We start from the raw sequence: 25,841 nt of genomic DNA on the forward strand, positions 1-25,841 counted from the left end.
ACGTTCCCGGGACCTTCGGAATAAGGGGGAGGATTATTCATCTTCGGACTGGAGAGCATCATAGCCCTCTTCACCGGTCCGGACACGAACCACATTCTCAACATCCTGCACGAAGATCTTGCCATCGCCGATGTGGCCGGTATACAGGACACCACGGGCGGTTTCGATAACTTCGCTGACAGGGACCTTGCTGACAACGATATCCACCTGGACCTTGGGGAGCAGAGTGACTTCCACCGGAGTACCACGGTAGTACTCGGGCTTGCCCTTCTGCGCGCCGTAGCCCATGACGTTGGTGACGGTCATACCGGTGATGCCAATACCGTTCATGGCCTTCTTCAGGCTTTCCAGGCTGGCCGGACGGCAGATGATCTGTACGCGGGTATAAGTCGGCGCGCCTTCGGCCTTTTCCGCTTTCTTTGCGGCCACAGGAACGGCTTCGGTAACGGGAGCCGCAGCGACAGCGGGAGCGGGGATCACAGCGCCGGCATCATAGCCTTCTTCAGGCAGAATGGCAAATCCGGAATAAGCGGTGAGCAGGCCATGTTCGCTGCGGTCGAGGCCCATGACTTCGTCCGCTGCATCCGCCCGCAGGCCGATGGCCTTTTTGATGATCAGGAAAACAACAGTGATGACGGACGCGGTCCAGGCGATGGTAGCCAGGACGCCGAGCACCTGTACACCGAAGAAGCTGAATCCGCCGCCGTAGAAGACACCCTTGGGAGTGGAAACGCCAGTGGCGAATAAGCCGGTCAGGATGGTACCGAGGGAACCGCAGACGCCGTGGACGGAGATCGCACCGACCGGGTCATCGATTTTCACAACCTTATCGAAGAATTCCACAGCGAAGACGATCACGAAGCCGCAGGCAAGGCCGATGAGCGCTGCACCGAAGGGATTCACCGCATCGCAGCCTGCTGTGATGCCGACCAGGCCGGCCAGAGCCGCGTTGAAGGTCATGGAGACATCGGGCTTACCATAGCGGAGCCAGGTAAAGATCATGGTGGTCAGGGTCGCGACAGCCGCGGCCAGGTTGGTATTGAAGAACACCAGGGACGCGCTTCCGATCAGTTCATCACTGTCCATACCCACGGTGGAAGCACCGTTGAAACCGAACCAGCAGAACCAGAGGATGAACACACCCAGGGCAGCGATGGACAGGTTATGTCCGAGGATGGCCCGGGGCTTCCCGTCCTTGCCGTATTTGCCAACGCGGGGCCCGAGGATCTTTGCACCGATCAGGGCACATACACCGCCGACCATGTGAACCGCGGTGGAACCGGCAAAATCATGGAAGCCCATTTCAGCCAGCCAGCCGCCGCCCCAGATCCAGTGACCGGAAACCGGATAGATGAAGAGCGAGATCGCTGCGGAGTAGATGCAGTAAGCGGAGAATTTAGTCCGCTCAGCCATGGCACCGGAAACGATGGTGGCGGAGGTGGCGCAGAAGACTGTCTGGAAGATCGCGTAAGCCCAGAGCGGAACGCCCGCCGGGAGAATATGGCTGTAATCCTTCATGATGAAAGGATCGATCCAGCCGAACAGCGCGGTGCCGGCACCGAACATAATGCCGTAACCGAACAGCCAGTACAGGGGGGTGCCGATGCAGAAGTCCATCAGATTCTTCATCAGGATATTACCTGTGTTTTTGGCGCGGGTAAAGCCTGCTTCACACATTGCGAAGCCGGCCTGCATAAAGAAGACCAGTGCTGCTCCCAGGAGCACCCAGATTGTGTTGGCTGCCGAGAATGTCATACCATTCACTTCCGTTTCAATGTTTTTCCCAAATGAATACAAAAAGAGGCGCGGGGGTGTTCAGCACACCCTCGCGCCTCATTGGGATGCACGGATTTTATTCCGGATACGGCTGTTTGTCAAGCTGTGATACAATCAAAAAACAAGAATGATGCTTTTCGGCCTGCAGGCTTGACTTAGCCCCTGCTTCATGGTTTAAAATAGAAATACCAGATCAAAGTACGCAAAAACCGGCAGATTATTCCAGAAAGGAACAGGATAGCTGATGTTTGATTTTTATGAAGGTCCTGTGATCCGTGTCAACCAGGAGGGCTACGCGGAGGGACTGCCTGTGTATGCCGCCATCCTGACGAAAGGCCTCGTGGAACTGAAGGATGAAACAGGAAAAAACCTGCCGTTCGAGGCCGAGCCGCTGAAGCTGGATGAGGCATCGGATGACCGGGTGACGGTAGCAAACCTGGGCCGGCTGAAAGCGGGCACCTATATACTTGAAAGTCCTGAGGGAAACCGTACGCTGACCGTAAGCGCGAGACCGTGGAACGCTGTTACCGGCGCACTGATCAAGGGCCTGTATTACCAGCGGTGCGGGTGTGAACTGAAACCGGAACATGCGGGGGCTTACACTCATCCGGCCTGCCATACGGCGCCGGCAACAGACTGGGAGGACCGCAGCATACAGCGCCGGATTACCGGAGGCTGGCATGACGCGGGTGACTATGGCAAATATGTGGGCCCCGGAGCCGTGACCGTGGCGCATCTTCTGTATGCCTGGAAGCTGTTTCCGGAAGGGTGCCCGGATAACCTGAATATTCCGGAAAGCGGCAACGGTGTGCCGGACATCCTGAACGAAGCCCGGTATGAGCTGGAATGGATACTGCAGATGCAGCGCTCTGACGGCGCTTTCCACCATAAACTGACCAAGATGCGGTTCGCACCGTTCATTATGCCCCAGGATGATAAAGAGCCGGAATACCTGATGCCTGTGAACCCCGCTCCCACGGCGGCGGCCTGCGCCTGTCTGGCACTGGCTTCCCGGGTGTACAGGGCTTTTGACAGGGAATTCGCCGAAAGGACTCTGCAATCCGCCCAAGAGGCCTGGAAATGGCTTCGGAACAATACGGAATACAAACCCTTCCTGAATCCGGAAGGAGTATATACCGGCTGGTATTGTGAAAAAACGGACAAGGATGACCGCTTCTGGGCGGCCTGTGAGATGCTGGCTGCCACCGGAGAGGAAGAATACCGGAAGGCAGCGGAAGAACTGTACGGTGAAGGACAGCAGCTGACGCATTTCGGATGGGCGGACGTAGGCGGTCTGGGGGCCCTGTGCTGCCTGTTTGAGCTGGGTGAAAAAGCGGGAGAGATACTGTACACAAAACTGAAGGAGGATTTCCTCGGACAGAGCGAGGAAGCCCTGAAGCTGTCACAGGCTTCCGGATACGGTACGGCACTGGCCTGGGACAATTATGCGTGGGGAAGTATACTGCCGATCATGAGCAACGCGATGGCAATGATCATGAACGCGCTGCTGACCGGACGGCAGGAGATGCGGGACGCGGCGCTGAAGCAGTGGAACTACGCCCTGGGCATGAATGCCCTGGATATCTGCTTCGTAACAGGTTTCGGTGAAAACCGGGTTATGCATCCCCATCACAGGCCGTCAGACGCTGACGGGATTGAGGATCCGGTGCCGGGACTGATCTCCGGCGGCCCCAATAACAAGATGTGCTTCCCGCAGACAAAGGAGAAGCTGGGAGAAAATACACCGCCGGCCAAATATTTTGTGGAGGAAACCTTCTCCGCGGATACCAACGAGATCGCCATCTACTGGAATTCACCGGCAATCTTTGTAGGCGCATATTTCAACCGGACTTTTACTGAGTGATCCTGAGAAAACGATATGCGGCCTTCACAGCTGCCCTGATAAGAGTAAAACAGCATCCGATCACATGACTGGATGCTGCTTTTTGGAGTTTGATGGTTCTGTATGACCGCTGCCGGAAAAGGCAGGGAATCAACCTTCCCAGAACAGTTCGTCCAGGGTTTTATCCAGTGCGCGACAGATGGCAATACACAGGTTGATGGTCGGGTTATAGTCGCCCTTTTCAATGGCGTTGATCGTCTGGCGGGATACATTGCACAGCTGCGCAAGCTGGTCCTGGGACAGATCCTTAGCTGCGCGGGCGGCCTTGAGCTTCAGGTTTTTCATATTCATTCAGCTCCTTTTCAGTCCATGCGGCAGGTCTTACTCAATGTCATCGTCTTCTTTGATCTCTTCTTCCTGCTCCTTTTTATCCATGCGCTTCCGGATCAGCAGGGTGACACAGATGATGACACCCAGCGCTCCGAGGACGAAGGGAAGAATAATGTCCAGGGGCCCTTCTTTGCCTTCATTGGAAAGATGACGGAAGCCGTTGAAAAGGTTGAGCAGGGAGACGGAGAGAAACACACCGCCGAAGGGGGATTCCTTTTTGACTCCGGTAAAGTAGGCGTTGTTCAGGATGGCGTAAACCGAGAAAACAGTCAGGGAGACAAACATGCTCAGGATCACGCAGACCGGAACATCCAGCCAGGGAAGGGTCATGGTGCTGAGGATCAGCACGATGAAGAGGCAGATCAGCAGGGTAACGTAGGCGAGGTTTACCGCACGGCTTCTGACAATCAGCTGACGTTCGTCAAACTGCTTTACTTTTTTGCGGTCTGAGAGACAAAGCAGGATGATGCCAACCAGGATTGCGAGGGCAAGGAACAGTGTGACGATATTCATATCAGTTTCCTCCTGTTTTTTCATTTACTGTTGTCCGGGTGTTGCTTCTGCGGAAGGGATGCGGCGCCATGCATCTCCTTTCGACGGTCATATAGTAACATGAGTTTTACACGATGTCAAGTATAGTTTACAAAAAGAATGAAAAATATTTCAAAATGCCAGTCGTATCAGTTCAAAATCCAGGATTTACAATGATCACAGGTATACGCCTGTTTTTCTTTCAGACGGATGGATGGTATAATAATTCAAAACAAGAAAAAGGGGAAAGATATGAATTCCGCGGAGATGGATTTTTTTCAGGAGATCATTGACCGGTCCCGGCGGATTGTTTTTTTCGGCGGGGCAGGCGTATCCACGGCCAGCGGGATTCCGGATTTCCGTTCTGCGGAGGGCCTTTATGCGGAAGAAGAGAATGGCCTTTCCCCGGAAATGATCCTGAGCAAATCCTTCTTTTATCTGCAAACGGAGAAATTCTTTGATTATTACCGGAAGCACCTGCTGTATCCGGACGCAGAACCCAACGCGGCTCACCGGAAACTGTTTGAGCTGGAACAGAAGGATAAGCTGCGGGGCATTGTGACACAGAATGTGGACGGCCTGCACAGGGCTGCAGGCAATATCCGGGTTTACGAACTTCATGGAAACGTGCATGAGAATGAATGCATGGACTGCGGCGCCTCCTATCCGATGGAAGCCATCCTGGATTCGGAGGGCATTCCCCGCTGCAGGGACTGCGGGGGCGTGATCAAACCCAATGTGGTACTGTATGGAGAGGCACTGCCGAAATATGTCTGCATCGGAGCGATCCGGGAGATCACCAACGCTGATACATTAATCGTTGCAGGTACATCCCTGGCGGTGGAACCGGCGGCATCTTTTATCGGCCACTTCCGGGGGAGAAACCTGGTGGTCATCAACCGGGATTATATCCCGGCGGAAACACAGGCCACGCTTGTGCTTCGCGGGGATGTGGCGGAGATTATGGGGAGAATCAGATGACCTGATGAAGATTTTTATACAGGGGTATTGACAGAATAGATATATTTGATAAAATATAATCGTATCAAACAGAAGGGAGATACGAACGATGACGATTTATGATTTCACAGTGAAGGACAGACAGGGTAATGAAGTCAGCCTGTCAGAATATCAGGGCAAGGTTCTTCTGATTGTCAATACAGCTACCGGCTGCGGATTTACCCCCCACTATGAGCCCCTGGAAGCGATGTATAAAGAACTGAAAGATCAGGGACTGGAGATTCTTGACTTCCCCTGCAACCAGTTTGCGAACCAGGCCCCGGGCAGTGAGGATGAGATCCATCAGTTCTGCACGCTGAAGTATGGTACGGATTTCCCTCAGTTTGCCAAGGTCGACGTGAACGGCGATAACGCAGATCCGCTGTTTGCTTATCTGGCTGCGGAGAAGCCTTTCGAAGGTTTCGGCAAAGGCCTGAAGATGGCGGCTCTGAACAAGTTCGCAGACCTGAACAATAAAAAGTTCGGTGACAAGGCCTATATCAAGTGGAATTTCACCAAGTTTCTGGTGAACCGCGAAGGTAAAGTCATTGCGCGGTTTGAGCCTACCGTTGACATGAAGGAAGTCCGGAGCGCGGTTGCGGCCGCCCTGTAAACAACAGAAAATCCCCGGAATGAAAAGAACGCGGTCCCCTTCAAGGGGCCGCGTTCTGTTGTTCCGGTGAAGAAGCAATTATGCTTCGGGAGCGGAGAAGGAGATGGGAGTCGCACCGGTGGTGGCGTCGGTGTCCGTTTTGGCGGGCAGGAGGCTGATCGGCACGGTCTCAAAGTGCAGGGTTTCAAAGGCTGCTTCATATCCGCTTTCCGTTGTGAAGCTCAGGGTAATGACATAGCCGGGCTTGTTGGTGCCGCTGATCTCAACGGATGCGCCGTCTTCCAGCCCTTCACCGGCCAGGTTTTCGCTCTTTTCACCGGTCAGGTTGTCGGTGACATACAGGCCGGTAACCTTTTCACCGGTGGTGTTGTACACGGTGTAGGTGCACACGGGAGCGAAGAAGGAGATGGGGGTGGCGCCAGTGGTGGCGTCAGCTTCTTCCGTTTTGGCGGGCAGCAGGCTGATCGGAACGGTTTCGAAATGCAGGGTTTCAAAGGCTGCTTCGTAGCCGCTTTCGGTTTTGAAGCTCAGGGTGATGACATAGCCTTCCTTGTTGGTGCCGCTGATCTCAACGATTCCGCCCTTTTTCAGGCCTTCCTCACCGGCATAGTTTTCACTCTTTTCACCGGTCAGGTTGTCGGTCACATACAGCTCAGTGACTTTCTCACCGGTCTCATTGAAAATGGTGTAGGTGCAGGTTTCGGTTTCTTCCGCAAGCGCGAAGACGCAGGTCAGTACCAGACTGAGCGCGAGAAGGAGGGAAAATACCTTTTTCATACCAGAATCCTCCGTTTTGTCTTTCTTCGGATCAGATGTCTGATCCTGACCTCATTCTACATGACAACGATGATAAAATCAATAGATAAATAGAAATGTTTCTATGAATACAGAGCAAAGAAAAGCACACCGGAAAACCGGTGTGCCGGGATGTCAGCGATGACTTTTATCAGCGTTGTTCCGCTGGATCTCATCGATATGCTTACGGATGTCCTCCAGCGTTTTCATGTTCAGGGAGTACAGGGTTCTTTTTCCTTCCCGACGGCTGGTGACAACTCCGGCCTCGGTCAGCACCTTCATATCGTGGGCCAAAGTGGGCTGGGTGACTTCAAAACATTTCAGCAGTACGCAGCCGCACATTTCCCCGCAGGAAAGCAGATCGACAATCCTGACCCGTTTGGGATCGGACAGGGCTTTGAATATTTTGGCGTAGTTTCCGTATTGCTTGTTCATGCGCTTACCTCATCATCGGGTTCTTCGGTCATGATCATACTCCTTGTGTGACATTGTACCATATCCTGCGCCGCCTGTCACACTTGCAATTGGCTGAAGGATCGGGGATAATAAACCGGAGAGAAAGAAAAAGGACAGGAAAGCCTATGAAATATGATCTGGTCTGTATCGGCATGGCACTGGTGGATTCCATTATCCGGGGATTTGATCCGAAACCGGTATCGGCTTCCGGATATCTTGCAGAATCCTGTACCCTGAACCCCGGCGGTGAAGCGGTGAATGAGGCAGTCGCGGCGTCGAAACTGGGACTGAAGACGGGGATCCTCTGTGCGCTGGGAAGTGACGCCGCGGGAGAAATAGTGCTGAACGAACTGGAAAAGAACGGGGTGGATACATCAGCTGTGATCCGGACGGGAGCCACACCGGTGACCACCATGTTTGTGCGGGAAGACGGAACCAGGAAGTCTATTACCAACCAGGCACACCGGCTCAATTTCCATCCGGAAAAGGATCATGCGCTGTTTACGGATGCCCGGGCGGTGATGCTGGGCTCCCTGTTCCGGGCACCATTTGATGATCCGGCTGTTATCCATGCCGTGGTGAGCGCCACAAAGCAGGCAGGTCAGTTGGTGATTGCCGATACCAAGCTGCCGAACTTTCGCATCCTAACGCTGGAGGATATCCGGGAGTCTCTGCCGCTGATCGACTATATTACGCCTAACGAGGACGAAGCCCGGTACTTTACCGGCAGGGAAGAACCGGAAGAAATGGCTGACGTTTTTCTGGATCACGGTGTGAAGGGCGTGATCATCAAGCTGGGAGGCAGGGGCTGCCTGCTGAAGAACAGGAATACCGTGATCCGGCTTCCTGCCTGTCCTGTCCGGGCGGTGGACGCCACCGGCGCGGGAGATAACTTTGCGGCAGGGCTTGTTTCGGAAATCCTCCGGGGCGCTGGTGAAAAAGAAGCCCTGGACTTTGCCAACGCGTGCGGCGCGATCTGCACCACAGCGGCAGGCGCGGGAACGGCTCTGCAAAGCAGGGAACAGGTGCTCGGATTCATGCGGGAGAATGAAAAAAACATACCGGCAGAAGAAAAAAGCCCCTCATAATTCTACGGAACGGCCCTTTTCATTTCAGCGGGTTTCTGTTATCCTATAAAAATACCGCTGATAAACGGTATATGTTTTGGCAAGGAGGAACCCGGATTATGAGCTGGTTAATGTCACTGATCGCAGGCCTTGGAATCGGATATTTTATTTATCAGTCAATGAACAGCGGAAGGAGCGGTAAAAAGTTGACAGGCCGCCTCCACAAGAGCATAAAGGATAAAAAGATCTGCGGCGTCTGCGCCGGTATCGCGGAATACCTGAAGGTGGATCCCACGATCATCCGCTTTATTTTCGCCATGATGGTCCTGGGCTGGGGCACAGGTATTATGGCCTACTTCCTCTGCGCGCTGATCCTTCCCGCGGGAGATGACGCGGAAGAAGAGGAAACAGAAGAGGAAGAAACGGAAAACGAAACTGAAGAATACTATCCCGAAAACCGGAATACCAGGACATTCTGATGCGTGCGGATAAAGAAACAGCGGCATAACGGATATGCTCCCTTCATGAAAGACAGTGAAACAAAAACTGTCACATGAAGGGAGCATTTTTATGCACAAAAGGAAGACTTTGCCGGAGAAACTCATATTCATTTCCGGGGTATCGGGTTAACACGGGCCAAAGCTGTTATGGGAATGAATCTCCGGATCAACTGATGCCTTCAAGCGCAGTGCCGTTCACGTACAGTGTATAGCCATTTCCGGTAACGCGGGAAGCATCTCCCTCAAAAGCGTCAATCCAGGTATCCGCTGTCAGGGTCCAGGTGCTGGTGCTGTCCAGTGTGACACTGACGGAACCGACTTCGGTGGAGATCAGTTCATTTTTCGCATTTTCGATCCTGCCGCTGACTGTTCCTTCAAAAGCGGAGCCATCGGATAGCGTCAGCTTCAGCACGGAATTATCACCTGCCAGGATGGTTCCCTCCAGTTGCTGATTATGAGTAACCAGCTCCGCAACATTGGAAGCTCCATGCCATCCGTCATCGCAGACGGAAAGCAGGATATCGCTGCCCTGGTTGGAAAGCTCCACACCGTTCAGCGTAATGACCGCGTGGGTGTTGGTCACGTGGAACATGTGGCCGCTGAGACTTGTGAGGCTGCCGCCTGTCATTGTGAAGGACGAGGTGCCGCTGTCCGCGTCGCCGGACATGGACTGATAGATCATGATCGTATCATGGAAGGTGGCGTTGCCGTTGCACTGCGTGTTGGAAGCAGTCAGGTTGCTGTTCTCCAGGGTAATGGAGTTCATCCCTTCGATACAGACACCTTCCGACAGATTGGATACCAGGGAAGCATTATTCACTGTGATATCCGCGGTTGAATAGATCGCAGGTGATCCCAGCCCGCTGGTTGTATAAGTGCCGCCGTCCACGACTACTGTACCGCCGCCGCGGTCTGTGCGGATGGCCGCGGAGGAGCGGCCGGAGGTAGTGACAGCCAGGTTGTCGGCATAGGTTATTCCGCCGCCTGTGGTCATGATCCCGCCTGAGCCGTCGCCGTCAGTGACAATGGTCGTATCTGAAATAACAACAGTTGTGCCGTCCCCGGCAGCACCGTTTCGTCCGCCATTTCCGCCGTAAGAGAAAACGCCGTTGGCGCCGGAAGCGGAGGTCTCAATAGTTCCGCCGGTGATGGTTGTTGTGGAGCCGCCCATAACCAGGAGTGCCGCGTTCAGTCCGTAGAAATTGCAGTTGTCACCGCCGCTGGAATCACCGGTTTTGGTAATTGCCGGTTCAGTAATGGTAACCGTATCCGCGGTGTTGATAAGGAGAGCACTTTCGTCCGCTGTTTCGGAGACAAAGGACTGGCTATTCAGCTCCGCTGCTTCCGTTACTTCGGTGGATGCGGCATACTCAAAAGAGGACGTGCCGCCTCCGGGCGGTGTTCCACCGCCGAATCCGCCGGGAGCCCCGTCCGGGGGCGTACCGCCGCCAAAGCCGTCCGGAGGTGTGCCGTCAGGGGGAGTTCCTCCGCCGAAACCATCCGGAGGCGTACCTTCCGGGGGCGTTCCGCTGAAACCATCGGGAGGCGTACCTCCCGGACTGTCTTCCGCCAGGGCGGTTATACTGAACATCATGGCAGCAGCCAGAATAAAACACAGCATTTTCTTCATGGAAAAACCTCCTTGTGATAAAGGTAATCAATCTGATTATCCGGTCTGCCGGAAACTGCTTCCGGCAGGATTTATTATCACCAGAAACCTTTAATGAACCTTAAATCGAATATGAACATATGATGAACAGAAAAGCCGCCTGGAGAAGCGGCTCCAGGCGGCTCTGTGTGCTATTTCCGGATGTATTTCTCATCTGCCCCGAGGTCTTCACTGACAAAGCGCTCCACTGTCATATGCAGGTCATACTTTTCCCGCAGCGCGGCCAGACGGGTCATCATCGGGGAGACGTGATGCGCATCGATGGCTGCCTGGTCTGTCCAGCTGTCGATGAGCAGGACGGTTTCCGGATCGTCCAGGGGCTGAAAATACTGATAACGCAGGTTGCCCGGCTCCTTCCGGATGTCCGCGGCAATGCCGGACTTTTCCATCTCTTCAGCGAACGCCCTGGCGCTGCCGTTTACGCCTTTGTAATACAGATTCACGGTGATCATATTCAGACCTTCCTCCTGCTGTCCATTCTGTGTTTTATGGGGTCATTGTCCAATGGTGCTCTCCATGGTAGATCATCTGCCGGGTCATGCCGCCGTCAACGCAGATGTTTTCCCCGGTGATAAAGCCTGCTTTGTCAGAACAGAGGAACAACACCATTTCCGCGATATCTTCAGGCTTGCCGACACGTCCTACGGGCTGCTGCAGGGCATCCGCACCGGCAATCGTACTGCCGGTGGTGTCAATCCAGCCGGGAGAAATACTGTTTACCCTTGCCTTTCCGGCAAGGCTGACAGCCATGGCATGAGTCAGTGCCGCAATACCTCCCTTGGCTGCCGTATAGCTTTCTGTCTGCGGCTGGCTCATCCGGTCGCGGGAAGAAGAGATGTTGATGACGGACGCTCCCGGAGCAAAGTGATTCATCAGCAGTTTGGTCAGATAGAATGGCGCAGTGACGCCTACAGCCAAAGCATAGGAGAACTCTTCCCAGGAGCATTCATCAATTCCCTTCATCAGAGGAAGGGCGTTGTTGACAAGATAATCGATGCTGCCGCTTTTCTCAATAACAGACGCAGCGAAACGCTCCAGGGTTTCCCTGTCTGACACATCGCCGACAAACCAGTCTCCCGGCTGCCTGTCAATGATATGAACAGCGGCGCCTTCCCGGGCGAACGCATACGCGATGGCTTTGCCGATACCATGGGCACCGCCTGTGATGACTGCGGTTTTTCCATCAAAGGCTTTCATTTGACAACCTCCAGTTTGTCCTTCCATTCTTCTTCCCTAAAACCGGTGAGAACGAAGGAATCACCAACCAGCAACGGCCGTTTGACCAGCATTCCGTCGGTCGCCAGGAGGGCCAGCTGCTCATCCTCGCTCATGGACGGCAGCTTCTTTGACAGTTCCATTTCCCGGTAGGGGATGCCGCTGGTGTTGAAGAAACGCTTCAGCGGAAGACCGCTCGCGGTATAGTATTCCCGGAGCGTTTTTTCATCCGGATGATCGGCTTTGATGTCAATGATCGTGTGCTCAATTCCCTGGTCTTTCAGCCATTTCAGGGCTTTCTGGCAGGTGGTGCAGCGACTGTAGCAATAGACTTTCAGCATTCCCTTATCCTCCTTGTATTTTCAAAGGTTATGGCTTTTTCCAGACCGCCCTGAAGACAGGACGCTTCTCACCCTGGTAGTCTCCGATCTCTTCAGAAACCGTCTCAAATCCGCATTTTTTCAGGACATGTTTTGACGCTGTGTTATCGCTGAGACAGACACCGTATATTTCGCTGATTCCTGCTGCGTCTGCCATAACCGGCAGGAAAGCCCGGACGGCTTCAGAAGCGTATCCTTTTCCGGTATACTTTTTCGCGATGTGGTAACCGATCTCCCACAGACCATCCTCAAACGGAACCAGCTGGACATAGCCGATGTTTTCTCCGCTGTCTTTGATCAGGACAGGATAGGTGAACGGGCCTTCGGTGCCGCTGTACCGGGACATCAGGAATTCAACGGCTTCCCGGGCGTCCTCAACTGTTTCAAACACCTCATCCGGCACAAAACGCCGGTTGTCCTCATCCAGGGAGTTTTCATGGACGGCCTGAGCCATATCCGCCGTAAACTCAGCAATAATCAGCCGTTCAGTTTCAATTCTCATCTGTTTTCCTCCGTCAGTGCGATCAATTGTTCAAAGCTTTCCGCAAAACGCCGGTCATCTTCATCAGTGCGTTTTGCCGGCCCTTTCAGGTGATGCTTTCCGCTCTGCCTGGCTTTTCGGGCCAGGTGCCGTTCCATAAGCAGCCTGTCTATGTTTTCATCCGTATACCACATACCGCTCTGGTGGATCGCTTTTGCGCCTTTGCCCAAAGCCAGCGCGGCCACACCGTAATCCTGTGTGATGACGATGTCCCCGCGGCAGCAGAGGTTGATCAGGGCGAGATCCACGGCATCCGCTCCTGCACCGATGACTTTGACAGTGCTGTAGTCAGAGGTCAGCAGGTGACTGGTGTCGCAGAGAAGGACGACCGGGAGGCTGTGCTTTTTGGCAATGCCTTCAGCGATCCGGATGACCGGACAGGCATCCGCGTCAATGTATACTGTCATGTGCTTTACTCCGTTATTTCAATCTGGTTGCCTTCAAGAGCAATGATGCAGCTTTCATAATATCCGTCGCCCGTGATACGGGGACCGCTGATCACCTCATATCCGGCGGCCCGCAGCTTTTCGGTCAGTTCATCCACCTTTTCCCGGCTGCCGGCAGAAAAGGCTATATGCGCGTATCCCGTGCGATTCAGCGGCTTATCCATATCAGCCAGTTCCGGCTTTGTCATCAACTCCAGCCGGGCGCCGCCGGCGAAGGAGATGAAATAGGAACGGAATCCTGTCTTTGGATTGTGATATCCCCCGTTGGCCCTGCCTTCCAGGTGAGTGACAAAGAAATCCCTGGCTGCTTCCAGATCGCTGACATAAAGGGCAGTGTGCTCAATCCTCATTCGTTTTCTCCTTGCTTGTTTTCCTGACTTTTGAAGCGGTCATGCTGTAGCTCATATCCAGCAGGGATATGAGCTCCTCCTGACCGGCTGATCCGTCCAAAAGGACGGTGATCCATTTATCCTTATTCATGTGGTAGGCCGGACAGAAACCGGGTTTTCCCCGGAGGGAACCGGCGATGATGGGATCGCACTTGATGTTCAGGATGTCAACGTTTCCCTTCCGGCTGATACCGAGGGTTCTGTAAGGGATCACCATGGCGATGCCAAACCATTTCCGGTTATCAATATGGCGGAACACACAGGATACATCATCCCGGGGGAACGGATAGTCCGGTTCCACGCTGTAGGTGTCAAAAATGTAGTCGATCAGTTCCTGTTTGGTCATGGCCTACTCCTTATTATCCGGCAAAAGCAGGGGGATCAGTTCGTGCAGATCAGAGATGACCAGATCCACCGTATATTCAGCAGGAAGCGGTTTCCGGTCAGGATTATACCAGCAGGTGCGGATCCCGGCATTGATCCCGCCCTGTATGTCGCTGGTGAGGGAATCACCGACGATCATGACATCAGACAGGCTTTCCGGGGAAACAGCTTCCAGGACTTTATCAAAAAAAGCCTTGTTGGGCTTCTCAACGCCCAGCTCATCAGAGAGGAAGATTCCGTCCATCTGCGCGCCAAGGCCTGAAAGCCTGAGCTTTTTGGTCTGTGCGGCAACGGTGCCGTTGGATACGACATACTGCCGCACTTTTCCCCGAAGGGAGCGGACCAGGGCCAGACTGTCATCCCGGCAAACGGCCGTATCCCCGAGGCGCAGCTGGTATTTCGTGTTGAAGGGACGGGCCAGACCGGGATCGATTCCCTGTTCGGCAAAGAAAGCCTCAAACCGTCCGATCAGCACCTGCTCCTTGGTGATCTCGTTCCGCTCCAGACGCTGCCAGAAACCTTCATTGATCTTCGAGTACCGGCGAACCATCTCATCTGTGCACTCGCCCAGGTCAAACTCACAAAACAGGGAACGGATGGCGGTGCTTTCAGCGATGGAAAAATCCAGCAGCGTTCCGTCCACATCCCATAAAACCGTCCTGATCATTTCTGTTTCCTTTCACCCGAACCATTTCATACTGATATGATAATATGGATCCCCTGCCTGTAGCAAGCCAAAAGCCGGTGTTCTTCCCTTTTTCAGCGGAAAGATGGTATAATGCCATCAGCTTTTCAGCATTACGGGCACAGCGTTTTATAACCATCGGGGAGGAAACTGCCATGAAAGAGAAAATCAATGCTTTTGATTACGCGGAACAGCTGAACAAAGCGCTTCCGCAGGGAATCCTGCTCAATACCAACGGGGACAAGTTCAATACCATGGTCATCGGGTGGGGACACCTGGGAACCCTCTGGAATCTGCCGACCTATACGGTGTATGTGCGCCAGAGCCGGTATACCAAGCCGCAGCTGGATAAGACAGGAGAATTTACGATCTCCGCGCCCGTGTCCGGCAGGCTGGACAGGGAAGTGTTCAGCATCTGCGGTACTCAGTCCGGACGGGATATTGATAAGGAAAAGGCTGCGAACCTGACCCTGGTGGATGCGGATGAGATCCATACGCCTGGTATCAGGGAATATCCCCTGACACTGGAATGCAGGGTGCTGTATCAGCAGGACCAGGATCCGGACCGCATTCCGGAAGCGATCCGGAAGCGGTTTTACGGAAACGGAAAGGATGCGGAGGATCTTCATACCGCGTATGTCGGTGAAATCGTCAGCGCGTATATTATCCGGGAGGATTAACCATGGAGAAGATACAGATCCGGGAATACACCGGAGCGGATCTGGAAGGGATGATCCCGATCTGGAATGAGATTGTGGAGAATGGGATTGCTTTTCCGCAGAAGGACTGCCTGGACCGGGAAAGCGGGAAGGCTTTCTTTGCCTCCCAGAGCTATACCGGTGTGGCGGAAACGGACGGGAAGATCCTCGGCCTGTATATTCTGCATCCCAACAACGTTGGCCGGTGCGGGCATATCTGCAACGCCAGCTATGCGGTTTCTTCCAAAGCCAGGGGACAGCATATCGGGGAAAAGCTGGTGCTGGACTGTCTGCGGAAAGCGAAGGAACTTGGATTCCGGGTATTGCAGTTCAACGCGGTGGTGGAAAGCAACATCCATGCCAGGCACCTGTATGAACGGCTTGGCTTTACACAGCTGGGAACCATTCCCGGAGGCTTCCGGATGAAAGACGGAAGCTACGCCAATATCTGCCCGTATTACCGGGTGCTGGAATAAGCTGTTCACAAACAACATTTTAACAGGGAAACGTAACTGTTGACAAAGAAAAGGTAATATGTTACATTAACGAAGCGATGTGTAACATATTACATATTATTGCGCGGATCGGGGTGGAAGCATGAATTACGATGAAGCTATGAACATGGAACAGGTTGAATTCGGCAGTATGCCGCCGCAGGCATTCCTGCTGGGCCTGCTGAGCGCATTTGACAACCGGTATCAGGCCAGTGCGGATGCTTTTTTTGAGGGGATCACCTGGAAACAGTTTTTCGCCATCATCTGCGTCAATCTCTGCAAGGAGCCTCCGACGCTGAATGACCTTTCAGAAGTGATGGGAAGCTCCCACCAGAATGTGAAGCAGATCCTGCTGAAACTGGAAAAGAAAGGCTTTGTCACCCTGGAACCGGATGAGAAGGATAAGCGAAAACAGCGGATCCTGATCACAGATCAGTGCAGGGAATTCTGCGATAAGAATGATGAACAGAGCCGCAGGATCATCAGCCGCATTTTTGCGGATGTCGAAGAGGATGACCTGACGGTGACGATCCGCACGATCATGAAAATGGAAAGGAACGTGAGCAACCTATGAAAACACTGGTGATTTATACATCACAGACAGGATTTACCCAAAGGTACGCACAGTGGATCGCCGGGAGAACAAATGGCGACCTGATGGAACTGAAGGAAGCCGGGAAGCGGGAGGACGGTTTCTTTGCGGCGTATGACGCGATCGTATACGGCGGATGGTGCATGGGCGGAAAAATCGTCAAACTGAACTGGTTCCTTGAAAAGGCGGCGAACTGGAAGGACAAGCGCCTGGCTGCCTTTGCCACAGGCGCCAGTCCCAATGACAATCCGGAGATCGATGAAGTATTCGGGAAAATGCTGACAGAAGAGCAGAGAAAATATATCCGGCTGTTCTACTGCCAGGGCGGACTGAATTATGATAAGATGAAGCTGCCCTTCAGACTGATGATGAAGATGTACGTTTCCGCCATGAAGAAAAAGAAGGATGCCACAGAGGCAGAAAAGCAGAAGGCGGCTATGATCGCAAAGTCCTATGATGTGGCGGATGTCCGGTATACAGATCCGATCGTGGCATACCTGACCGGTGCGAACGATCAGTGATTTGTCCGGAGACCTGAAAAAAATAAATGTGAAAAATACTGAAAAAAAGTGCTTGACCTTGCACTTAACTACAATGATAGCCTGCGGGTGAGGAGGAAGAGATATGATTACGATCCAGGGTTTCGCCAAGCTTTGCGGATGCAATACCCAGACGCTGCGTTACTATGACCGGATCGGCCTGCTTGCCCCCGCGAAGGTGGACCAGTGGACCGGATACCGGTACTACGAGGAGGAACAGGCTATGTTGTTTGTGAAAATCAAAAACCTTCAGATGGCTGATTTTTCCATAGGGGAGATCAAGACGCTTCTCAATGAAGACGAGGATCACCTGATGGCAGCATTTGACCGGAAGATCGAGGAGCAGAAGCAGAAACTCGAACAGATGGAAAATATCCGGAAATCATATCTCGATGAAGCAATGAATATGCAGAGGATGGTCAACACAATTATCGATTTCGTGGAAGGACGTATGAGCAGCCCGGAACTCTGGCAGGAGTTCGGCCTGGACCAGGAGAAGGATACGGAAATCAGCGCCCGGGTGCATGAGCTGCTGGCCGAGTGGATGGAACAGTGTAAGAACGCCGGAGCCGACATGGCCCAGTATATGGACACCATGCAGGAAATGGTGGAGAAGCTGAAGAACGGCACGCTGGATGAAGAACAGCGGAAGATGCTGCTCAGCGATGAGGACGACCTTGAGAAAGATATTCCTGAAGGCGCGGAGAAGATTTTCGCCAGGGACGGCTGGACGCATGTTTCCGATTGGATCGGGGAGATTCCGGCACCGGAAAAGGGAAAAGAGAGCTTCTTCCTGTTCAGCGTGCCCAGGGACAGCCTGATCGTTGATCCCGGTTTCCCCACGCTGATGCTGGCCGTGATGGGCGCACGCTACAACACCCAGGAAGGCGGGATGACCTGCAAGGTCGGCCTGAGCAAGGATGGACTCAATCATTTCAGCCTGCTGCAGAAGTAAGCAGCTGATTCACATAAACCGAAAGCAGGAACAGCGGTTCATAAAGGCCGCTGTTCCTGCTTTTTGGGCTCACTTTATCGGTTTAGTAACCGCGGAAACACGGTGTTACAGGCAAATGCAGACAACTATACTAAAATCAAGTAATAGTGCGGGCGATTGAAAAGACAGACATAATTAGAACAAAACGGGAGAAAAAATCCAACAGAATCCATTTGACAAACAAGGGGTTCTGTGTTTATATGAAATTGGAGCAAAACCGTTTTAGTAAAAAGAGGCGTAAGAAGTGAGTGTAACAATAAGGGATGTGGCCCAGTACTGCGGTGTTTCTGTATCAACTGTATCCAGGGTGCTGAACGGGTATACAGACATCAGCGAGGAGACGGCTGAAAAGGTCTATGCAGCCATTAAAAAGCTGGATTTTGTTCCGAGCAATACCGCCCGGATGCTGTCCAAAAAGAAAACAAAGATCATCGGTCTGACCATTCCGGATATCAAAGATCCGTTTTTTTCCGAGAATGCCTCCGGAGCGGAAAAACTGCTCCAGGAAAACGGATACGAAATCTTTTACGGAAATATGGAACGCAGCGCTGAAAAGCTGCTGAATTTCCTGCAGCAGGCCCGGCAGATGCGGTTTGACGGCCTGATCATCACTCCGGATGAGTGGACAGAAGAACTGCTGGACACCATCCAGAAGCTGCCCATGCCCGTGGTGGCGCTCCGGAGAAGGCCGCCGCAGAGCAGCGGTGTGCCCTATGTGGATAACGACCATTATAAAGGCGCGATGGAGATGATGAGCTACCTGAGCGACCTTGGCCACACGAAGATCGCACATATTGTCCTGCCGACCGCCATCGGCGAGATCCGCCGGGAGGCCTATTACGATTTCTGCCGGATCCGCGGCATTGATATCCGGGATGTCCGGGTGAACCTGCGGGCGAATAAACTGGATGAAGCGAAAGAAAACGGCTACCAGGCCATGAAGATCATTCACGAAAAGTATCCCGACACAACGGCGGTTTTCGCAGGGACAGACCAGCTGGCCATCGGCGCCATGGTCTACCTGCGGGAAAAAGGCCTGATGGTTCCGAAGGATATTTCGATCTGCGGTGCCAATGACATGGACTATTCCTCCCTTCCGTGGTTCGACCTGACAACCACCTCCCTGAACCGTATGGAGATGGGACGGGCCGCAGCACAGATGCTGCTGGACATCATCGAAAAGAGACAGACACATCCGGAAAACCTGCTGCTGGGAACGACCATCATTGTGCGAGGAAGTACCCGGAGCATCAAACCGAAAAACAAAGGAAAATAAACAGCCGGCTTCCGGGGAAAAGCTTCCGGAAGCTTTTCCATTTCCCCTGAAAAACGGAAATGACCGGTTTCGGATGATGCATGCCTGTATTACAGCAGATACAAGCGATCATCAGAAGAAACGGTCCTGTTTCGATGCCCGTATACTTCTGAAAAACGCAAAAAGTACGCACAATCTTGACGAAAATTGCAAATGCAATTATTATATTACACAACAAGGATGGTTGTATTCACAGGAGAACAGAGAAAAACATACAGGCAGCAAAAGATTCCGGAAACACGTCTGTCAGTATAAAAGATGATAAAATACCGGGCCATTATCGGACAGGGGAGAAGCATTATGTTTGAGTTTCTGAAGATCAGAAGGGCATCCATGATTCAGCAGGCGGAAAAAAGAATGGTGCAGATGCTGAAGAGTGAACTGGGAATTGAAATTATAGGAATCAGGATCGTGTCCAGGAATGAAAGTATTATAAGTATAAGCAGGGACGAAAGCCATATCAGGATTCCGTGCCTGTATCTCCTGATGGCGGAGGATGAATACAACAAGATCCTGGATACGCCTGACAGCAGGAGAACGGAAATTCTGAATGATGAGATCCGGAATAAGGTGATCATGGTCTGGCTGAAGGTCATACGGGAGACCGGCCTTTCTCCGGAAAACTATTATGATAATGCCATGCAGATCGGGACAACCAATGTGGACAGACGGTACTATACGGAATTTGCCAGAAACCAGAAGGAACAGATCAGGGATTACCTGGTCAAAAAGCTTCACATGGGCCCGAGGGACGTATTCGCGTCCTCCCTGCCGGGCGTCAGTATTGTTTACGAAACGGATGACTATATCAGACTGAAGATCGAAGAATGCCAGGATGAACTGACGGAAGGGATCCGGAAAATGGCGGAAGAGTATGTACGGAAAAAATACGGATACGTTCCCTGTGTTCTTTCGGTGCGGTTTTATCATCCGGGAATGGCCGGATATAACGGATACGGATTGTCAAGGGAAGACTGAAACAACCTTGCAGAAACGGATAAAAAAAGGCAGCACAGCGATCCGGACAGACAGGCTGTATTTTTCATACCGGACGGGAATAAACGGATATAACGCTCGCAAGTGAATCTGTATTTCGGGAGCAGGTGGTGATACCCTGTAAGCACAGTGAGGAAATGCTCACTGAATCTGACGCAGGGAGGGTGAAGGAGATGCCGCCTGTTTTTCTGATCCGAAAGAGACATATCCTGTATAAACTGGCCGTTTCAGGTGCGGTTTCTCCGGAATCAGCCAGGACACTGGATGACGCCGGAGTGCTCAACCCGAATGCATTTATATTTTTCACAGATATGCTGGCCCGGAAGGGATTCATATGCAGGACCGCGGATGGCAGGTATTACCTGCCGGAGAAAAAGTGACAGGTTATTCAGACGGATAAGGAGTGAATGAGACATGGCAAAGATGGAAAAAGTCCTGAGAGGGGATTTTAAAGAGATACTGTCTGTGATCGAGGATGGTATTCTCCGGGGAAGCGCTACCGCATCCCTGGAAGACAGCAGTGATTTTGCCGGAGGAGGCAGCCGCTGTTCAGTGCGTGTGTTTGAACGCTACAGCATGCTTGGCAGCAACCGTGTTTCCATGAGCGTGACACTGTTCCAGGGCGGGGATGATCTCATTTACCTGAGCGCGATCACCTCGGGCGGATCCCAGGCGATGTTCATGAAACTCAACACGTTCGGAGAAGAGGCTTTCCTGGAAAAACTGGATGAAGTGCTGGGACGACTCTGACAACCGGCGAAAAACAGCCCCGTTCCTTATGCGAACGGGGCTGTTTGTATGCTTATAGCAAGCCGGCTTCGGTCAGCTTTTTCAGGATGGCGGAAGCCAGGTGGACATGACCTTCAACGCTGAGATGCTCCTCGTCAACAGGGGAGGGGGCAGTATAATCGGAAGCGGCCAGGAAAAGGCAGCCTTTTTTTGCCGCAACGGCCCGGTAGATTTCCTTCAGTGCGGCACTGGTTTCAACGGACTGCCGGTCGAAGGCCGGATCCTTGTCCGGACGCCAAACGTTCTCTCCCAGCAGAATCGGGGAGAGAACCAGTATTTTTTCGGGAGGAATAAACTCTTCAAAACGGGAAATACACTGCTCAATACCGCCGCCGATCTGCTCCGGTGTATTGCGCAGTGCCTTTTTACAATCGTTTGTACCAAGCATCAGGATCACGGTGTGCAGGTCTTCCGTGCTCCGGTAATGGGCGATGGAATCAATGCCTTTCCGAAAGGGACGCGCCGGGTCCTCGAAGACGGTGGTCCTTCCGACCACCCCGTCCTCGAGGATCCGGTATCCTTTCGGCGTAACGATCCTCCGCAGAATACCCGTCCAGCGGGTGTATTCCGGATATCTGTCTATGGCCCCGGGAATCAGGCCCCAGGTGTTTGAGTCCCCAAAGGCGAGTATCTGCTTCATTTCCGCTTCTGTCCTCAGATTGCAATAGATTTGATTATTCGGCCAGTCCGCCGCCTTCCAGCACAAGGCTGTCTTCATAATCCAGGCCGTAGGTGTCAACCAGGGTCTCTTCATAATCCTTGTGGAAGAAGTTTTCGGCGGCCAGGGCCTTAATCTCATCATTGATCCAGTTTAGCAGGCTTTCATTGCCCTTGCTGACGGCGGGAGCAATGGTGTCCTGGCTGCCCAGGGAAGGAATGCCGACGGTGTAGCCTTCATTCTGCAGGGCAAAGGCGATCACCTCGGTGTTGTCATTGGCCCAGGCAACGGCATTTCCGTTTTCCAGGGCGTTCTTGGCATTGGCGTAGGTGTCATACTTCTGCAGGGTGATCTCAGGATTATTCTTGATCAGGTAATCTTCGGCGGTGGTGCCGGAGATGACGATCACCTGGTCATCGGCAGTGATCTCGGACAGGTCTTTGATGATACGGCTGTCCGGGGAGACAACGCCCAGGGCCACGTTCATGTAGGGCAGGGCAAAGTCCACTTTCTCAGCGCGCTCAGGGGTGACGGTGAAGTTGGCCAGGACGATGTCCACTTTACCGGTCTCCAGGTATTCAACGCGGTTGGCAGCTTCGGTGGAAACGTAGTTGACGGTCACACCGAGATCCTCACCGATGCGGCGGGCAAAGTAAACGTCATAGCCCTGGTATTCACCGTTCTCATCCACATAGCCAAAGGGATTCTTATCGGAGAAAACGCCGATGTTGATGATTCCGGAAGCCTTAATCTCATCCAGGGTGCGGTAAACCACATCCGCGGAAGCGGTAATGACAAGGGAAAGAGCCAGTACGAGGGCGATCACGAGGGCGATGATATTACGAATGGTTTTCATGGGGATTCTCCTTTCGGGCTTTAAGCCTCTGCTTTATTTTTTCTGTTGAATTCAAAAGACTGCAGGAACTTCTTCGCCTGCTCCGTTTTGGGAGATGTGAAGAAGGTTTCCGGGTCGCTTTCCTCAAGAATGTTCCGGTCTTCCAGCAGGATGATCCGGTCAGCTACGGCCCGGGCAAAAGACATTTCATGGGTGACGATGAGCATCGTCTTTCCCTGGTCCGCCAGGGAAACGATGACATCCAGCACCTCCCGGACCATTTCCGGATCCAGGGCGGCTGTGACTTCGTCAAAAAGCAGGATTTCGGGATGCGTGCACAGGGCCCGCACAATGGCGACACGCTGCTTCTGTCCGCCGGAAAGCTGCCGGGGATAACTGTCAGCCTTTTCTTTCAGGCCGACCCGGTCCAGCAGTGCCAGCGCTTCCTCCCGGACTTCCGTCCGGGAACGTTTCTGCGCCTTCACCGGCGCGAGGAGGATGTTCTCCAGCACGGTCAGGTGAGGGAACAGTTCGTAATTCTGGAATACCATTCCGACTTTGCGGCGCATCTCCGGCAGGTTTTTGCTTCCCTGACGAATCAGCTCACCCCGGAGCCGGATTTCTCCGCCCTGGATATCCTCCAGGGCGTTAATACATCGCAGGAGTGTGCTTTTGCCGCATCCGCTGGAGCCGACGATGACGACAACTTCACCTTCACGGACCGCCAGAGAGAGATCCTCCAGGATCGTCTGATCATCAAACCGCTTCGTCAGATGCGAGATGCTCAGGACTGTTTCCGCCACGCGCTTACCTCCAGTGCTTTTCAAGTTTCTTTGCTGCCAGGCTCAGAGGCCGGCAGGCCAGGTAATACATTACGAAGATGGTCAGGTAGACACCGAACGCCGCGTTCGGGCTTGCCTTCCGGTTGGCCTCAATGATCTGCTGGGCAACCTTCAGGATCTCCACCACACCGATGAGGGTCACCAGGCTGGTGGTCTTGATCATCCGGGTAATCAGGTTAATGGATAATGGAATCAGCCGCCGTACGGCCTGGGGCAGGATGATCCAGCGGTAAACCTGGGCCGGTTTCAGCCCCAGCGCTTCCGCACTTTCCCGTTGAATGACTGGTATGCTGCTGACCGCGCCGCGGACCAGGTCACCCATTTCCGCCGTTCCCCAGAGGGCAAAGACGATGATGGCAGCCGCTTCTCCGGAAAGATTCCAGTTGAAGGCCCGGGTTGTTCCGAAATACATGAGGAACAGCAGGACCATCTGGGGCATGATATGGATAATGCCCAGCCAGACGCGCAGGATAACGGAAGAAACGGAATGTTTCCGGCTTGCGGCGATTCCCAGCAGGATGCCTGCGACCATGCTGATAGCAGCGGCGATCAGGCTGATGCGGAGAGCCACCCAGAGACCGCCCAGCAGCCGGACGAAGTTTTTTCCCTTGAAAAGGACCTCAAGTCCCAAATCCGGCATGCCGCAGCCTCCTTTCCAGGAAGATCCCCAGCAGCGAGAGCGGCAGGAGGATCAGCAGGTAGGCTCCGACCAGCAGAAACAGGCTTTCCGTTGTCCGGTAATAAAGCCCGATCTGGTCCTTGGCCGTGAACATAAGGTCCATCAGACTTACAGCGGAGAATACGCTGGTTTCCTTCATCAGGAAGATCACATTGGCCATGAAGGCGGGGACGCTGATGGCTGCTGCCTGGGGAAGGATCACATGGAGAAAGGCCTGCTTCCGGGTGAGTCCGAGGCTCAGGGCGCTCTCTTCCTGAATCTTCTCCACAGCTTCTATGCCGCTGCGGAAGGCTTCGGTCATGTATCCGCCGCCGAGAAAGGCGAGACCGGCAATACCACAGGCTTCCGGGTTGGTTTTGATCCCGATCTTCGGCAGACCGTAGTAGATGAAGAATAACTGCACAAGCAGGGGTGTGTTCCGGCTCAGTTCCACATAGGCGGCTGTGATCCTGCGAAGCACCGGAATCCGCCAGTGGAGTGCCGCGGCACACAGCAGACCCACAAGGGTGGCGAGCAGGATGCCCGCGGTACCTGTCCGCAGGGTGAGCCAGGCGGCTTTCCCGTAAAGCGGCAGAACCTTTTCAATGTACGCCCAATCCACTGCGCTGCTTCTTCCTTTCCTGCTGATGCGGCCGCCTTCAAAGAAAAGCCCGGCAGCCGTTTTGAAGCTCCCGGGCAGATATGACTTTATCCGATCCTGCGGCGGATCATTCAGAGCGCAGACACATACACGCTGACGCCCCAGCCATAATACATGCCCGGGAGATCAGCATTCGACAGGTGGTCCTCAGAATGATTTCCTTTTCGGTAAACATGCCTGCGCCTCCTTTCTGTTTCATACGCTTCTGTGTGAAAGCTTGAGGGCATATTATCACTATCAGCCTACTATGTCAATAGGTAAAAACAGGAAAACACAAAAAAGATCTCATGCTGGCATAATACCTGCTTTTTACAGGCAGAAAAGACAGGAGTTTCCCCCGGAAGCAATTCATGTATAATATACAGTAAGTGACGGAGTATATAAAGCAAGGAGATATTTGTATATGAAGAAGGTCCTGATCCTGTTGATGAGCCTGATGCTGGCCTGCGGATGCGCTTTCGCGGAGGATGCTGTTACCTCGGCAACGCTGGAAATTGACAAACTGTCGGAAGCGGAGGCGGAGGAGAACGGGATCCTGGTGGTCTGGTTCTCGCCGGATGATACGACGAAAGCCGCGGCTTATGCCATTGCGGCAGAATTGAAAGCCGATATGTTCGAGATTGCTGCGGAGGAACCCTATACCGCGGATGACCTGAATTATTTCGACAGCAAATCCCGCAGCATGACGGAACTGAAGGACAACAGTATCCGGCCGGCCATAGCTGCGCTTCCGGAAGACCTGTCCCGATATGATACGATCTGGCTGGGTTACCCGATCTGGAGCGGGCAGGCACCGAAGATCATGTATACATTCCTGGAAAGTGTGGACCTGTCCGGGAAAACGATCATTCCGTTCTGCACATCCAATTCCTCCGGGATCGGCAGCAGTGCCGTGAACCTGCAGAAGGCAGCAGGAGAAGACGTGAAGTGGGAAAAAGGCGGAAGAATAAAGAAAGGCAGCAACGCGGAGGACATCGCGCGCTGGGTGCGGGAAATCTGTACAACGGAAGCATCCGAATAATGAGTGCACAGGATGTCGGGACGGAAAATGCACCCGGCAGTATACTGTGAATGCAGCAAGGGGAGGTGAA

At 53.2% G+C, this 25,841-nt stretch carries 35 protein-coding genes; 16 read left to right on the forward strand and 19 right to left on the reverse strand.

Features of this window, described 5'->3' with window-relative positions:
• Positions 1 to 33 precede the first annotated feature (33 nt).
• Entirely contained in the window at positions 34 to 1,755 is a 1,722-nt protein-coding gene (locus JYE50_RS14640; RefSeq protein WP_084095723.1) for an ammonium transporter, read from the reverse strand.
• A 265-nt stretch (positions 1,756 to 2,020) separates the two neighbouring features.
• Here JYE50_RS14640 and JYE50_RS14645 point away from each other — a divergent pair, with 265 nt between their 5' ends.
• Entirely contained in the window at positions 2,021 to 3,640 is a 1,620-nt protein-coding gene (locus tag JYE50_RS14645) for a glycoside hydrolase family 9 protein (protein ID WP_084095724.1), read from the forward strand.
• Positions 3,641 to 3,769: 129 nt separating this feature from the next.
• Here JYE50_RS14645 and JYE50_RS14650 read toward each other — a convergent pair whose 3' ends face one another.
• Both JYE50_RS14650 and JYE50_RS14655 read right to left on the reverse strand, forming a co-directional pair.
• Positions 3,770 to 3,964 (reverse strand): helix-turn-helix transcriptional regulator, encoded by a 195-nt coding sequence (locus JYE50_RS14650; RefSeq protein WP_084095725.1) that lies wholly within the window; start codon positions 3,962 to 3,964, stop codon positions 3,770 to 3,772.
• A 36-nt stretch (positions 3,965 to 4,000) separates the two neighbouring features.
• Positions 4,001 to 4,522 (reverse strand): hypothetical protein, encoded by a 522-nt coding sequence (locus JYE50_RS14655; RefSeq protein WP_084095726.1) that lies wholly within the window; start codon positions 4,520 to 4,522, stop codon positions 4,001 to 4,003.
• 113 nt (positions 4,523 to 4,635) lie between these two features.
• Here JYE50_RS14655 and JYE50_RS14660 point away from each other — a divergent pair, with 113 nt between their 5' ends.
• From JYE50_RS14660 to JYE50_RS14670, 3 genes are all read left to right on the forward strand, one after another.
• Positions 4,636 to 4,833, forward strand: a complete 198-nt coding sequence (locus tag JYE50_RS14660) for a hypothetical protein (RefSeq protein ID WP_143763603.1) — start codon at positions 4,636 to 4,638, stop codon at positions 4,831 to 4,833.
• Positions 4,808 to 5,521, forward strand: a complete 714-nt coding sequence (locus JYE50_RS14665; RefSeq protein WP_143763604.1) for an NAD-dependent protein deacylase — start codon at positions 4,808 to 4,810, stop codon at positions 5,519 to 5,521. Before JYE50_RS14660 ends, JYE50_RS14665 begins: the two co-directional genes overlap by 26 nt.
• An 88-nt stretch (positions 5,522 to 5,609) precedes the next feature.
• A complete protein-coding gene (locus JYE50_RS14670; RefSeq protein ID WP_084095728.1) occupies positions 5,610 to 6,152 on the forward strand; it encodes a glutathione peroxidase in 543 nt (180 codons plus the stop codon).
• Positions 6,153 to 6,230: 78 nt separating this feature from the next.
• On the opposite strand, the gene JYE50_RS14675 is transcribed toward JYE50_RS14670, so the two are convergent.
• Positions 6,231 to 6,929 (reverse strand): hypothetical protein, encoded by a 699-nt coding sequence (locus JYE50_RS14675; RefSeq protein WP_084095729.1) that lies wholly within the window; start codon positions 6,927 to 6,929, stop codon positions 6,231 to 6,233.
• A gap of 153 nt (positions 6,930 to 7,082) precedes the next feature.
• Positions 7,083 to 7,382 (reverse strand): ArsR/SmtB family transcription factor, encoded by a 300-nt coding sequence (locus JYE50_RS14680; RefSeq protein ID WP_084095730.1) that lies wholly within the window; start codon positions 7,380 to 7,382, stop codon positions 7,083 to 7,085.
• 146 nt (positions 7,383 to 7,528) lie between these two features.
• Between JYE50_RS14680 and JYE50_RS14685 the strand changes: the two genes are divergently transcribed.
• Together JYE50_RS14685 and JYE50_RS15545 are read left to right on the forward strand one after the other, a co-directional pair.
• Positions 7,529 to 8,491 (forward strand): carbohydrate kinase family protein, encoded by a 963-nt coding sequence (locus JYE50_RS14685; protein WP_084095731.1) that lies wholly within the window; start codon positions 7,529 to 7,531, stop codon positions 8,489 to 8,491.
• A gap of 98 nt (positions 8,492 to 8,589) precedes the next feature.
• Positions 8,590 to 8,949: a PspC domain-containing protein gene (locus JYE50_RS15545; RefSeq protein WP_366212230.1), complete on the forward strand. Its 360-nt coding sequence runs from the start codon at positions 8,590 to 8,592 to the stop codon at positions 8,947 to 8,949.
• Positions 8,950 to 9,136: 187 nt separating this feature from the next.
• Here the strand turns inward: JYE50_RS15545 and JYE50_RS14695 are convergent, their stop codons facing one another.
• The 9 genes from JYE50_RS14695 to JYE50_RS14735 all read right to left on the reverse strand — a co-directional run bounded on the left by JYE50_RS14695 (position 9,137) and on the right by JYE50_RS14735 (position 14,661).
• A complete protein-coding gene (locus JYE50_RS14695) occupies positions 9,137 to 10,600 on the reverse strand; it encodes a hypothetical protein (protein WP_084095732.1) in 1,464 nt (487 codons plus the stop codon).
• A gap of 170 nt (positions 10,601 to 10,770) precedes the next feature.
• Complete coding sequence (locus JYE50_RS14700; RefSeq protein ID WP_084095733.1) at positions 10,771 to 11,091, reverse strand: putative quinol monooxygenase; 321 nt, start codon at positions 11,089 to 11,091, stop codon at positions 10,771 to 10,773.
• A 34-nt stretch (positions 11,092 to 11,125) separates the two neighbouring features.
• A complete protein-coding gene (locus JYE50_RS14705) occupies positions 11,126 to 11,836 on the reverse strand; it encodes an SDR family NAD(P)-dependent oxidoreductase (protein WP_084095734.1) in 711 nt (236 codons plus the stop codon).
• Positions 11,833 to 12,192, reverse strand: a complete 360-nt coding sequence (locus tag JYE50_RS14710) for an arsenate reductase family protein (RefSeq protein ID WP_366212287.1) — start codon at positions 12,190 to 12,192, stop codon at positions 11,833 to 11,835. Before JYE50_RS14710 ends, JYE50_RS14705 begins: the two co-directional genes overlap by 4 nt.
• 31 nt (positions 12,193 to 12,223) lie before the next feature.
• Positions 12,224 to 12,736: a GNAT family N-acetyltransferase gene (locus JYE50_RS14715; RefSeq protein WP_084095736.1), complete on the reverse strand. Its 513-nt coding sequence runs from the start codon at positions 12,734 to 12,736 to the stop codon at positions 12,224 to 12,226.
• A complete protein-coding gene (locus tag JYE50_RS14720; protein ID WP_084095737.1) occupies positions 12,733 to 13,182 on the reverse strand; it encodes a YaiI/YqxD family protein in 450 nt (149 codons plus the stop codon). The genes JYE50_RS14715 and JYE50_RS14720 overlap by 4 nt, the downstream gene beginning before the upstream one ends.
• 5 nt (positions 13,183 to 13,187) lie before the next feature.
• The gene (locus JYE50_RS14725; RefSeq protein WP_084095738.1) at positions 13,188 to 13,571 is read right to left on the reverse strand and encodes a VOC family protein; all 384 of its coding nucleotides are present in this window, start codon (positions 13,569 to 13,571) and stop codon (positions 13,188 to 13,190) included.
• Entirely contained in the window at positions 13,561 to 13,956 is a 396-nt protein-coding gene (locus tag JYE50_RS14730) for an MmcQ/YjbR family DNA-binding protein (RefSeq protein WP_084095739.1), read from the reverse strand. Before JYE50_RS14730 ends, JYE50_RS14725 begins: the two co-directional genes overlap by 11 nt.
• Before the next feature lie 3 nt (positions 13,957 to 13,959).
• On the reverse strand, positions 13,960 to 14,661 hold the full coding sequence (locus tag JYE50_RS14735; protein ID WP_084095740.1) for a YjjG family noncanonical pyrimidine nucleotidase: 702 nt from the start codon (positions 14,659 to 14,661) through the stop codon (positions 13,960 to 13,962).
• Positions 14,662 to 14,834: 173 nt separating this feature from the next.
• Here JYE50_RS14735 and JYE50_RS14740 point away from each other — a divergent pair, with 173 nt between their 5' ends.
• The 9 genes from JYE50_RS14740 (at position 14,835) to JYE50_RS14780 (ending at position 21,057) form a co-directional block, all read left to right on the forward strand.
• On the forward strand, positions 14,835 to 15,359 hold the full coding sequence (locus tag JYE50_RS14740) for a flavin reductase (RefSeq protein ID WP_084095741.1): 525 nt from the start codon (positions 14,835 to 14,837) through the stop codon (positions 15,357 to 15,359).
• Positions 15,360 to 15,361: 2 nt separating this feature from the next.
• The gene (locus JYE50_RS14745; protein WP_084095742.1) at positions 15,362 to 15,853 is read left to right on the forward strand and encodes a GNAT family N-acetyltransferase; all 492 of its coding nucleotides are present in this window, start codon (positions 15,362 to 15,364) and stop codon (positions 15,851 to 15,853) included.
• A 121-nt stretch (positions 15,854 to 15,974) separates the two neighbouring features.
• Positions 15,975 to 16,445, forward strand: a complete 471-nt coding sequence (locus JYE50_RS14750) for a MarR family winged helix-turn-helix transcriptional regulator (RefSeq protein ID WP_084095743.1) — start codon at positions 15,975 to 15,977, stop codon at positions 16,443 to 16,445.
• Positions 16,442 to 16,984, forward strand: coding sequence for a flavodoxin domain-containing protein (locus tag JYE50_RS14755; protein WP_084095744.1), 543 nt, complete (start codon positions 16,442 to 16,444; stop codon positions 16,982 to 16,984). The genes JYE50_RS14750 and JYE50_RS14755 overlap by 4 nt, the downstream gene beginning before the upstream one ends.
• A gap of 103 nt (positions 16,985 to 17,087) precedes the next feature.
• The gene (locus JYE50_RS14760; protein WP_084095745.1) at positions 17,088 to 17,957 is read left to right on the forward strand and encodes a MerR family transcriptional regulator; all 870 of its coding nucleotides are present in this window, start codon (positions 17,088 to 17,090) and stop codon (positions 17,955 to 17,957) included.
• A gap of 283 nt (positions 17,958 to 18,240) precedes the next feature.
• Entirely contained in the window at positions 18,241 to 19,272 is a 1,032-nt protein-coding gene (locus tag JYE50_RS14765) for a LacI family DNA-binding transcriptional regulator (protein ID WP_084095746.1), read from the forward strand.
• A gap of 339 nt (positions 19,273 to 19,611) precedes the next feature.
• A complete protein-coding gene (locus JYE50_RS14770; protein ID WP_084095747.1) occupies positions 19,612 to 20,289 on the forward strand; it encodes a hypothetical protein in 678 nt (225 codons plus the stop codon).
• A gap of 191 nt (positions 20,290 to 20,480) precedes the next feature.
• Positions 20,481 to 20,687, forward strand: coding sequence for a hypothetical protein (locus JYE50_RS14775; protein ID WP_084095748.1), 207 nt, complete (start codon positions 20,481 to 20,483; stop codon positions 20,685 to 20,687).
• A gap of 34 nt (positions 20,688 to 20,721) precedes the next feature.
• Positions 20,722 to 21,057 carry a DUF6054 family protein gene (locus JYE50_RS14780; protein WP_084095749.1) on the forward strand — a complete coding sequence of 112 codons (336 nt, stop codon included), beginning with the start codon at positions 20,722 to 20,724 and terminating at the stop codon, positions 21,055 to 21,057.
• Between the two features lie 52 nt (positions 21,058 to 21,109).
• On the opposite strand, the gene JYE50_RS14785 is transcribed toward JYE50_RS14780, so the two are convergent.
• The 5 genes from JYE50_RS14785 to JYE50_RS14805 are packed head-to-tail and all read right to left on the reverse strand — an operon-like array spanning position 21,110 to position 24,711.
• Positions 21,110 to 21,736: a GDSL-type esterase/lipase family protein gene (locus tag JYE50_RS14785; protein ID WP_084095986.1), complete on the reverse strand. Its 627-nt coding sequence runs from the start codon at positions 21,734 to 21,736 to the stop codon at positions 21,110 to 21,112.
• 34 nt (positions 21,737 to 21,770) lie between these two features.
• On the reverse strand, positions 21,771 to 22,610 hold the full coding sequence (locus tag JYE50_RS14790; RefSeq protein WP_084095750.1) for a transporter substrate-binding domain-containing protein: 840 nt from the start codon (positions 22,608 to 22,610) through the stop codon (positions 21,771 to 21,773).
• Between the two features lie 20 nt (positions 22,611 to 22,630).
• Entirely contained in the window at positions 22,631 to 23,392 is a 762-nt protein-coding gene (locus JYE50_RS14795; protein WP_084095751.1) for an amino acid ABC transporter ATP-binding protein, read from the reverse strand.
• 4 nt (positions 23,393 to 23,396) lie between these two features.
• Positions 23,397 to 24,071: an amino acid ABC transporter permease gene (locus tag JYE50_RS14800; RefSeq protein ID WP_084095752.1), complete on the reverse strand. Its 675-nt coding sequence runs from the start codon at positions 24,069 to 24,071 to the stop codon at positions 23,397 to 23,399.
• The gene (locus JYE50_RS14805) at positions 24,052 to 24,711 is read right to left on the reverse strand and encodes an amino acid ABC transporter permease (protein ID WP_084095753.1); all 660 of its coding nucleotides are present in this window, start codon (positions 24,709 to 24,711) and stop codon (positions 24,052 to 24,054) included. The genes JYE50_RS14800 and JYE50_RS14805 overlap by 20 nt, the downstream gene beginning before the upstream one ends.
• A 442-nt stretch (positions 24,712 to 25,153) precedes the next feature.
• On the opposite strand from JYE50_RS14805, the gene JYE50_RS14810 reads away from it, so the two are divergent.
• Positions 25,154 to 25,771, forward strand: a complete 618-nt coding sequence (locus JYE50_RS14810; RefSeq protein WP_084095754.1) for a flavodoxin — start codon at positions 25,154 to 25,156, stop codon at positions 25,769 to 25,771.
• The last annotated feature ends 70 nt before the right edge of the window (positions 25,772 to 25,841 follow it).

This window comes from Aristaeella lactis (assembly GCF_018118585.1).
GTDB lineage: Bacteria > Bacillota > Clostridia > Christensenellales > Aristaeellaceae > Aristaeella > Aristaeella lactis.